Origin of the sequence: Pseudoxanthobacter sp. M-2, from assembly GCF_046156265.1 — a bacterium.
Lineage (GTDB): Bacteria > Pseudomonadota > Alphaproteobacteria > Rhizobiales > Segnochrobactraceae > CAMDHY01.
This window is the reverse complement of sequence record NZ_JAWDIR010000026.1, coordinates 1-6,589: the sequence shown is the minus strand read 5'-3', so window position 1 is coordinate 6,589 and position 6,589 is coordinate 1. Positions and strand designations below refer to the sequence as shown.

Here is a 6,589-nt window from a genome sequence, read left to right as displayed (position 1 = left end):
TGGCATTGCTGCGATTTCGCCGAGCGCAAGTCGCTCGAGATCGGTGAGGGCAGGGATGTTGGTTAGGTGAGGCATGGTGGAGTGCTCAATCGAATAGGAGGCGGTCACGCAGCGGCAGCCAGGTCGGCGTGGCCGGTGGCGGCGACCAGCCGCGCGAGCGCGGCCGGTGCATGGGCCGGTTTGCGGCGGGCGACGGCGAGGTAGGCGAAGCGGTCGGGTTCGAGCCGCACCTGCACGAGGTGGACGAGGCCGGCGTCGAAGGCGGACAGCGCTGCCTGGGCGAGCCCGAGAAGCCGCCTGCGGTCCGGCTCGCCGAACCGCGACATCACCGGAGTGATGTCGATGCCGAGGAAGCCGCGGTGGTAGACGAACGCCTCGCCGGGCGTGGCCTGGGCGATCCAGCCGTAGAAGGCGAGATCGTTGACGGCCTCGCCGACGTACGGAGCGGGATGAGCCTGCATCGGGTCGAGTGCCAGGCGCGCCATCTCAGGACGCCTTCCTGAGGGCCGTGCCCTGCTGGGTGCTCTGGCAGACGCGGCCACGCTCGTAGGCCTCGATTGCCTCGAGCTGATAGACGACCCGGCCGCCGAGCTTGACGAAGGCCGGGCCCTGGCCAGCCCAACGCCAGCGCTCCAGGGTGCGCGGGGAGATCTTCCAGCGGTCAGCCAGCTCGATCTGAATGAGGTGTGGGGAAGGTTTGGTCTGCATCGTCCTCTCCCGAGATCAGGTGTCGAGGGAGACGATGGAATATTCCGCTGTGGGATGTCGTCGGGATCGCAGGGGGATCCGGTGATGGATCGTTTCCGTCAGGCCGCGCCTGCAACGGCGCCCGTGCGGGGGATCATGATCCCCCGGCCATCCCCCTGCTCATCCCCCCGTCGAGCGGCAGGTGATAGCGGCAGGGGCTCAACCCGGCGAGGCGATAGGCCCCGCGCCCGTTCGACTCGATCAAGGTTCGCCAGTGCGTCTGGGACTTGAACACGTCGGCCATCTTCAGGCTGCGCGAGCCCGCCATGGCCAGGATGGTCTTGCCGCTCTGCCAGGGCTCGCCCGCCCGGGCGGCCTCGTGCAGCGCTCGGACGACTTGCGCCTGGATTGCGCCCATCCGGAACCGGTGCCCGCTGCAGGCGACGTCGTGATAGTCGGCAGAAGCCTGGAAGGCGCCAGCAGGCGCACCCGCCTCTGCGGCGGTCCGCCGGACGGCAAACCCGCTTGCAGCCTCGAACCGATCACGTTCCTCGCGCCTCAAAACCAGGTCGACAGCGCGGACGAGGAGGTGGTCCGGGTCGCTCCAGACCCGGGCATAGTGGGCGCGCGGCGTCAGGAAGTGGCGGACACCCACTGCTCCATCACGGAAGACTTGGAAGACGTCGCGGGCGTAGAGATCGAGCAGTCCGTCGAAGGGCCCGCGCTCCCACGGAAGCGCGACCCGCTGGCCTTCCCCCGCGTCCTCGTAGTCCCCGAACTCCACCGGCACGCCGAACACCCGCACCGATAGCCGCACCAGATCGTTCTCGGCGAGATAGGCGAGGTCCGCCTCTGGCATGGCCCAGCGTGTGAGGATCTCCGGCAGGGTGAAGTACGACTTCTCGATCTCCATCCGGACGGCCCTCTGGCAAAATCGTTCCTGATCTGTTCTAATCGCTTGACGGACTCACTGCAATCCTATTTCGTCCAACTACGCCAAACTGCGTCCCAGCTCGCTTGGGGAGGTCATGACCGAGCAGCACACTCTCGCCGACCGCCTTCGCGCCCGCGCGAACCAGCTCGGCCTCGCGCCTGCCCATGTCGCCACGATGGCAGGGGTCAATCGCTCGTTCATCTACGACATCCTCCGTGGCCGCTCCGCCCGCCCCAGCATCGACCGGCTGGCGGATGTCGCACTGGTCCTGAAGGTGGACCGCGACTGGCTGATCCATGGCATCGGCGAGGTGGAGGGCAAATCGCCGTTCGTCGAGAACCCCGACGACGCCTTCGTCGCGATCCCTCATGCCACGGCCCGGCCGTCGATGGGGGGAGGGGCGGTCGTCACCGAGGACGGCGAGACGTCTGGCCGCGCCTATCACTTCCGCCGGGCGTGGATCCGCAACACGCTGAAGACCAGCCCGTCGCAACTGCGAATGATGCACGTCAAAGGAGACAGCATGGTGCCGACACTGCTGAGCGGCGATGCCGTCCTCGTCGACATGAATCTCCGGGCCCCGAATCCGCCCGGGATCTTCGTCCTCGACGACGGGATCGGTCTCGTCGCCAAGCGCCTCGAGCACATCCCCAACAGCGATCCACCGGCCGTGCGGGTCATTTCCGACAACAAGCACTATCCCGAGTATGAGCGCACGGCCGATGAGATCCACATCGTCGGCCGCATCCGGTGGTTCGCGCGGGAGATGTGACGGTTGGCTTACGCCGGGGTACAAAATCTCCGGGTCGTTGCGTTGCGAAACGCAAATGGTAGGCACGGAGCTTGCTGCTGCGATGCGTGTACGCGGCAACGAAGTTAGTTTCGGCCCGGTTCACGCGCTTGCGCGGTGCTCCTCGCGAGCCGCTTCCCAGACCTCGCGGGCGGCATCGGCATTCAGGGCGGCGATGGCGAGACCAACGACCAGATCGGGCCAGGCCGAGGCCCAGAGATAGGCGGTCACCAGGCCGGCGGCGATGATGGCGACGTTGGCGAGGGCGTCGTTGCGCGCCGACAGGAAGGCCGCCTTCGTCAGGCTGCCACCCTGGTGGCGGTAGCGCGCCAGCAGGTACGCGCAGGTGAGGTTGACCGCCAGCGCACCTGTACCCGCCAGCGTGAGCGGCAGCGGGCTGGGGGCGACGGGCACCAGGAACTTGTTCCAGGCGGTCCACAGCGTCGCCAGAGCGGGGACCAGCAGGATGAGGGCGAGCAGCATGCCGACGCGGGCACGGGCGCGCAGCGACCAGCCGAAGGCAATCACGATCAGCAGGTTGACCGAGGCGTCTTCGAGAAAGTCAATGCTGTCGGCGAACAGCGAGACCGAGCCGATGGCGAGCGCCACCGCGAACTCCACGCCGAAATAGGCGAGGTTGAGCACTGCCACCAGGGCCACGGTACGCCGGAGGGCTGCATTGTCGGCAAGCTCACGCATCCCCGTCACCCCTTGTAGGCCACCAGGACGGCGCCGGCGGCGATGAACGCCACGCCCAGCCAGTTGGGGCCGGACAGTTTCTCGCCGAGGAACACGACCGCGAACACGGCCACCAGCACCACGCTCAGCTTGTCGATCGGCGCGACGCGGGCAGCATCGCCGAGCTGGAGGGCGCGGAAGTAGCACAGCCAGGAGGCGCCGGTGGCCATGCCGGAGAACAGCAGAAACAGGTAGGTCCGGCCGGAGACGGATGCCGGCGATTGCCATTGGCCGGTGGCCACCAGCAGGATCCCCACGACGCACAGGATGACGACCGTGCGCACGAAGGTGGCGAAGTCGGAATTGACGTTCTCAACGCCCACCTTGGCGAAGATCGCTGTGAGGGCGGCGAAGGCGGCCGAGAGCAGCGCCCATAGTTGCCAGGACTGGAGAAGAGGTTTCATGAGGGCCTCACGGGAGTTGCCGGATGAGGAACAGCCCCGCGAAGAGGCCGAGGACGGACAGGAACACCGAGCCGAGGACATAGGCCGAAGCGGCCGCAAGCTGGCCGCGCTCGTAGAGCAGCGCGGCATCGAGGGAGAACGCCGAGAAGGTGGTGAAGCCGCCGAGGACGCCGGTGGTGAGCAGCAGGCAGGCGGCCTGGGGCGCCTCCCCGCGCAGCGCGAAATACCCAGCGATCACGCCCATCAGGACGGAGCCGCTGACGTTGATGAACAGGGTGGCGTAGGGATAGTCGAGGGTGAAGGTGCGGGCGAACAGCAGGTTCGTCGCATGGCGCAGCGCGCCACCCAGACCCGCCCCCAGGAAGACCAGCAGAAAGCCCATGAGTGCCCCTTCGTTCGTGTTCCGAAGGGCAACAAAAAAACCCGCCAGCGGCGGGCTACGTCGGGTCACGCGCCCACCGCGACGGACCCGTGTGGCCCGTTCGCAGCAGGAGCTATCAGCCTTGCGGCGGTTTTCGGGGAGCTCCATCCCCATCCCACCTCTGAATCCTGCGCCAGACGGGCGAGGACGTCAAAGGTTGTTTTTTCAGGCGTGCCGCCAAACCTTCACGGCGGAGATCAACAGGATGGCGGCAAGCAAGGGGAGCAGGATGCCGCTTGGCACCACGCCGAGCAGCAGGCCCCCGACCAGCGTGCCGGCGATCGACCCTGCCGCCATCACCAGCAGGAACACCTGGTTGCGGGCGAGCACGGAAAAGCTCTGGTCCTGGCTATAACGGGCAAAGCCCACCAGCATGGTCGGCAGGCTCACGGCCAGGGAGAGGCTGCCGGCTAGCTTGATGTCGGCCCCGAACAGCAGCACCAGCGTCGGGATCAACAATTCGCCCCCCGCGACCCCGAGCAGCGAGGCGACGACGCCGATGCAGAACCCGGCCGCCACTCCGGCGAGCCACAGGGCGGGGCCTTCCAGGAAAGCCCGACCCGAGCCGCCGGCATCATGGCCGAGCAGGAGGACGGCGGCGATGGCGACCAGCAGGAGCGCAATGACGCGGTAGAGGGTTTCTGATTTGAGGCGGGTAGCCCATCCAGCGCCCGCCCACGCTCCGACCAGGCTTCCCGCCAGCAGGTTGACGATGATGGGCCATTCGGCAGCCACCGCGCTGAAGGGCACCGCTGCTGCCCGGAAGGGGAGAGCGGACGCCACCACCACCAGGCTCATTGCCTTGTTGAGGATCACGGCTTCCAGGGCGGCGAAGCGGAAGACGCCGATCAGCACGGGCAGGCGGAACTCGGCGCCGCCGAGACCGATCAGGCCGCCCAGGGAGCCGATCGCTGCTCCCCAGCCGAAGGCTGCTGCGCGGGATCGCTGGAGAGGTTCGGTTGACGGCAACGACATGCAATACCTCAGCCGTCCACATCGGACGCATCAGGGGGCCGGGAGGTGTGATGCCCGCAGAACCGCCGCTCGGGACAGCGCGGGGGCTTACGGCGGCCTGCGCTTTTCACATGCCCAGGATAGCACCATGCGCAGTGGGGGGAAGGCACTGAGCGCTCAATCACGACCCGCGAGCCTTGGGCCAATGTTGCGGCACGTCTTCCTTCTCGCCATCATCACCCGGAGGCGCACGGCAGCCCTTGTTTCGGCGTTTGCAGCAAAGCTGGGGTATCTGAGTCATACTCCGCGTCGTCCTGCACGTTAGTAAATTGGACGATCCCAGAATGATTACGCAGGAATACGGTGAGTAGTGGATTCTGCTTGTGTTGCAGAGCGTCATTGCTAGCCTTTCGCTCATGCGAAACGTCTCCGACTACCCCACCGCACCCGGCCCCAATGCCCTGCGCCCCGACCTACTGAGCGACGCCGAGCGGCTCGACGAGGCCGCCGGCTTGCTGGCCCTCGCCGTTGTCCGCCTGCGGCAGCGCCGCGACGGTGTGTCCGCGGCTCGATCTCGCGACCATGGAGAGTGTTGCCTTCACTTCCTCCCTGACCAGAGCGGTCATGTCGACCCGCAGTCGACGGAGACCGACCATGGATGACCCCGTGCTGGCGCGCCTTGCCGCCATCAAAACCACGCCGACGCCAGAGCTGAAGACGATGTGGCGCGAGCTCTACGGAGCGGAAGCGCCACTCTACAATCGGCGATACCTCGAAAGCCGCCTGGCGTACCGGATCCAGGAACTCGCGTACGGCGGGCTGAAGCCGGAGACGGTCAAGCGCCTCTATGCTCTCGCTCGCACCGTCGAGAACATGGACCCGAAGACCCGGCGCATCCGCAACGACCGCAAGCCGATCGCCGGGACGCGGCTGCTGCGGGAGTTCCAGGGCGTCGAGCACATCGTGACGGTGACCATCGAGGGCTTCGAATACCAGGGCCGGCCCTACCGCTCACTGTCGGCGCTCGCTACCGCCATCACCGGCGTGAAGTGGAACGGTTGGGTCTTCTTCGGCCTCAAGAGCGCGGGGAGGGGAGCATGAGCCGGACAGCAGCAACTGCGCATCCCGCCCGGAAGGTCGTGTCGAAGGTCCGGTGCGCGATCTACACCCGCAAATCGTCCGAGGAAGGCCTCGACATGGAGTTCAACAGCCTCGATGCCCAGCGCGAGGCGTGTGCCGCTTATGTCGTGAGCCAGAAGGCGGAGGGCTGGGTCGCGGTTCCCGATCGCTACGACGACGGCGGCATCTCCGGTGGCACGCTGGAGCGCCCGGCGCTGAAGCGCCTCATCGCCGACATCGAGCTCGGCAAGGTCGACGTCGTGGTGGTCTACAAGATCGACCGGCTGTCGCGCTCACTGATGGATTTTGCCAAGCTGGTCGACGTGTTCGAGCGGCGCGGCGTCACCTTCGTCAGCGTGACGCAGTCGTTCAACACCACCACCTCGATGGGGCGGCTGACACTGAACGTGCTGCTCTCCTTCGCACAGTTCGAACGGGAGGTGATCGGCGAGCGCATCCGCGACAAGGTGGCGGCGTCCCGGAAGAAGGGGATGTGGATGGGCGGCTCGGTCCCGCTCGGCTACCGGGTGGAGAGCCGTAAG

At 66.8% G+C, this 6,589-nt stretch carries 10 protein-coding genes and 1 riboswitch; of the genes, 3 read left to right on the top strand and 7 right to left on the bottom strand.

Features of this window, described 5'->3' with window-relative positions:
* Positions 1-104: 104 nt before the first annotated feature.
* The 3 genes from RUR49_RS14870 to RUR49_RS14860 form a co-directional block, all read right to left on the bottom strand.
* The gene (locus RUR49_RS14870; protein WP_409147186.1) at positions 105-485 is read right to left on the bottom strand and encodes a hypothetical protein; all 381 of its coding nucleotides are present in this window, start codon (positions 483-485) and stop codon (positions 105-107) included.
* 1 nt (position 486) lies between these two features.
* Positions 487-708: a helix-turn-helix transcriptional regulator gene (locus RUR49_RS14865; protein WP_409147185.1), complete on the bottom strand. Its 222-nt coding sequence runs from the start codon at positions 706-708 to the stop codon at positions 487-489.
* A 133-nt stretch (positions 709-841) separates the two neighbouring features.
* Positions 842-1,600: a hypothetical protein gene (locus tag RUR49_RS14860; protein ID WP_409147184.1), complete on the bottom strand. Its 759-nt coding sequence runs from the start codon at positions 1,598-1,600 to the stop codon at positions 842-844.
* Between the two features lie 115 nt (positions 1,601-1,715).
* On the opposite strand from RUR49_RS14860, the gene RUR49_RS14855 reads away from it, so the two are divergent.
* Positions 1,716-2,393, top strand: coding sequence for an XRE family transcriptional regulator (locus tag RUR49_RS14855; RefSeq protein WP_409147183.1), 678 nt, complete (start codon positions 1,716-1,718; stop codon positions 2,391-2,393).
* Between the two features lie 120 nt (positions 2,394-2,513).
* Here RUR49_RS14855 and RUR49_RS14850 read toward each other — a convergent pair whose 3' ends face one another.
* From RUR49_RS14850 to RUR49_RS14835, 4 genes are all read right to left on the bottom strand, one after another.
* Positions 2,514-3,110: a cation transporter gene (locus RUR49_RS14850; protein WP_409147182.1), complete on the bottom strand. Its 597-nt coding sequence runs from the start codon at positions 3,108-3,110 to the stop codon at positions 2,514-2,516.
* Positions 3,111-3,115: 5 nt separating this feature from the next.
* Positions 3,116-3,553 carry an EamA family transporter gene (locus RUR49_RS14845; RefSeq protein ID WP_409147181.1) on the bottom strand — a complete coding sequence of 146 codons (438 nt, stop codon included), beginning with the start codon at positions 3,551-3,553 and terminating at the stop codon, positions 3,116-3,118.
* A 7-nt stretch (positions 3,554-3,560) separates the two neighbouring features.
* On the bottom strand, positions 3,561-3,935 hold the full coding sequence (crcB, locus tag RUR49_RS14840) for a fluoride efflux transporter CrcB (protein WP_409147180.1): 375 nt from the start codon (positions 3,933-3,935) through the stop codon (positions 3,561-3,563).
* A 99-nt stretch (positions 3,936-4,034) separates the two neighbouring features.
* A riboswitch (Fluoride riboswitch) is annotated at positions 4,035-4,095 on the bottom strand.
* 44 nt (positions 4,096-4,139) lie between these two features.
* The gene (locus RUR49_RS14835; protein ID WP_409147179.1) at positions 4,140-4,949 is read right to left on the bottom strand and encodes a sulfite exporter TauE/SafE family protein; all 810 of its coding nucleotides are present in this window, start codon (positions 4,947-4,949) and stop codon (positions 4,140-4,142) included.
* 633 nt (positions 4,950-5,582) lie between these two features.
* Between RUR49_RS14835 and RUR49_RS14830 the strand changes: the two genes are divergently transcribed.
* Both RUR49_RS14830 and RUR49_RS14825 read left to right on the top strand, forming a co-directional pair.
* Entirely contained in the window at positions 5,583-6,029 is a 447-nt protein-coding gene (locus RUR49_RS14830; RefSeq protein WP_409147178.1) for a DUF2924 domain-containing protein, read from the top strand.
* Positions 6,026-6,589, top strand: a 564-nt coding sequence (locus RUR49_RS14825) for a recombinase family protein (protein ID WP_409147177.1), incomplete at its 3' end; no start/stop codon positions are given. The genes RUR49_RS14830 and RUR49_RS14825, both read left to right, overlap by 4 nt.

What these genes read in the sequence shown, in the direction of transcription:
- RUR49_RS14845 (WP_409147181.1), bottom strand. Translation starts at nt 3,553, where the DNA reads ATGAAACCTCTTCTCCAGTCCTGGCAACTATGGGCGCTGCTCTCGGCC.
- RUR49_RS14830 (WP_409147178.1), top strand. Translation starts at nt 5,583, where the DNA reads ATGGATGACCCCGTGCTGGCGCGCCTTGCCGCCATCAAAACCACGCCG.
- RUR49_RS14865 (WP_409147185.1), bottom strand. Translation starts at nt 708, where the DNA reads ATGCAGACCAAACCTTCCCCACACCTCATTCAGATCGAGCTGGCTGAC.
- RUR49_RS14850 (WP_409147182.1), bottom strand. Translation starts at nt 3,110, where the DNA reads ATGCGTGAGCTTGCCGACAATGCAGCCCTCCGGCGTACCGTGGCCCTG.
- RUR49_RS14835 (WP_409147179.1), bottom strand. Translation starts at nt 4,949, where the DNA reads ATGTCGTTGCCGTCAACCGAACCTCTCCAGCGATCCCGCGCAGCAGCC.
- RUR49_RS14855 (WP_409147183.1), top strand. Translation starts at nt 1,716, where the DNA reads ATGACCGAGCAGCACACTCTCGCCGACCGCCTTCGCGCCCGCGCGAAC.
- RUR49_RS14870 (WP_409147186.1), bottom strand. Translation starts at nt 485, where the DNA reads ATGGCGCGCCTGGCACTCGACCCGATGCAGGCTCATCCCGCTCCGTAC.
- RUR49_RS14860 (WP_409147184.1), bottom strand. Translation starts at nt 1,600, where the DNA reads ATGGAGATCGAGAAGTCGTACTTCACCCTGCCGGAGATCCTCACACGC.
- crcB (WP_409147180.1), bottom strand. Translation starts at nt 3,935, where the DNA reads ATGGGCTTTCTGCTGGTCTTCCTGGGGGCGGGTCTGGGTGGCGCGCTG.